Annotated in this window: 2 protein-coding genes; both read left to right on the top strand. The window is 46.6% G+C overall.

Features of this window, described 5'->3' with window-relative positions:
• Positions 1-58: 58 nt before the first annotated feature.
• Complete coding sequence (locus BMW65_RS23780; RefSeq protein WP_177181296.1) at positions 59-340, top strand: transposase; 282 nt, start codon at positions 59-61, stop codon at positions 338-340.
• Positions 337-1,188 carry an IS3 family transposase gene (locus tag BMW65_RS23775; RefSeq protein ID WP_090609501.1) on the top strand — a complete coding sequence of 284 codons (852 nt, stop codon included), beginning with the start codon at positions 337-339 and terminating at the stop codon, positions 1,186-1,188. The genes BMW65_RS23780 and BMW65_RS23775 overlap by 4 nt, the downstream gene beginning before the upstream one ends.
• Positions 1,189-1,238 lie beyond the last annotated feature (50 nt).

Genomic DNA, 1,238 nt, shown 5'->3' with positions numbered 1-1,238 from the left:
TATAGTACTCCCCAAATATTGGACAGCTGCTTAAATGTTTAACTTAGCAGTTGTAAAAATGAAAAAAGAACGTAGGAAATTCAGTGCAGGCTTCAAGGCGAAGGTAGCCATCGAAGCGATCAAGGAGCAGCAGACGATCCATGAGCTGGCTGCCAAATACGAGGTTCACCCCACGCAGATCAACACCTGGAAGCGGGAGTTTCTGGATAACGCCGACTCGGTATTCAGCAAGGACAAGGCTGTATCCAAAGACGATTCACAGGAGAAAAAAGAGCTGTATTCAAAGATCGGGGAGTTGCAGATACAGGTTGATTTCCTAAAAAAAGTATTGGGCAAATGAGTTTGGAAGAGAAACGCAGGCTTGTTTGCCCGTCCTTCGATAAAATGAGTGTTTTTGAGCAATGCAGGGTCATCGAGCTGCCGCGCAGCAGTTATTATTTCAAGCCCAAAGGGGAATCCCTGTACAACCAGCGGGTGATGAAAGCCATCGATCGGAAGTTCCTGGATTGTCCATTCTATGGCGTTGAGCGGATGACCGCGTACCTGAAAATGGATCTGGGTTATGCTGTAGGGGAAAAGCGTATCAGGCGATTGTATAAGGTCATGAACCTGAAAGCCATCCATCCCAGAAAGAATCTCAGCCGGGCAAACAAAGGTGATTATAAGTTCCCCTATCTGCTCAGAAATCTTAAGATAGGAAGCCCCAATCAGGTCTGGCAGGCGGACATCACCTACATCCCCATGTTCCGTGGGTTTATGTATATGTTTGCTATCATTGATGTCTATAGCCGCAAGATCATGGGGTGGGACGTTTCCAATACGATGAGCGCCGAATGGTGCAGGGACGTCATGAGGGATGCCATGGAAAGACACGGGAAACCGGAAATCTTCAATACGGACCAGGGTTCCCAGTTTACATCCTCGGTATTCATCGAAGCACTCAAAGCACGCGAAGTAAAAATATCGATGGACGGCAAGGGCCGGGCTTTGGACAATATCTATATCGAAAGGTTCTGGGGCTCGCTCAAAAGAGAAAAAATCTATCTCAACCCGCCCAACGGCGGGGTCAATTTATACCGGCAGGTGAGGGATTATGTGCGGTTCTACAACACCGAAAGAAGACACAAATCCATCGGTAGGGTAACACCCGATGAAAGGTTCTATCAGCAAATTAAAAATGTGTCGTGATTATATCTTAACTTAGTGCAAAAGTTGTCCAGCAAATAGGGAGTATCATA

This window comes from Parapedobacter koreensis, from assembly GCF_900109365.1.
Classification (GTDB): domain Bacteria; phylum Bacteroidota; class Bacteroidia; order Sphingobacteriales; family Sphingobacteriaceae; genus Parapedobacter; species Parapedobacter koreensis.
This window is presented reverse-complemented; position numbering and strand designations above follow the sequence as displayed.

Bases quoted from the DNA above. Each gene is read 5' to 3' on its own strand.
- BMW65_RS23775 (WP_090609501.1), top strand. From the start codon at position 337: ATGAGTTTGGAAGAGAAACGCAGGCTTGTTTGCCCGTCCTTCGATAAA.
- BMW65_RS23780 (WP_177181296.1), top strand. From the start codon at position 59: ATGAAAAAAGAACGTAGGAAATTCAGTGCAGGCTTCAAGGCGAAGGTA.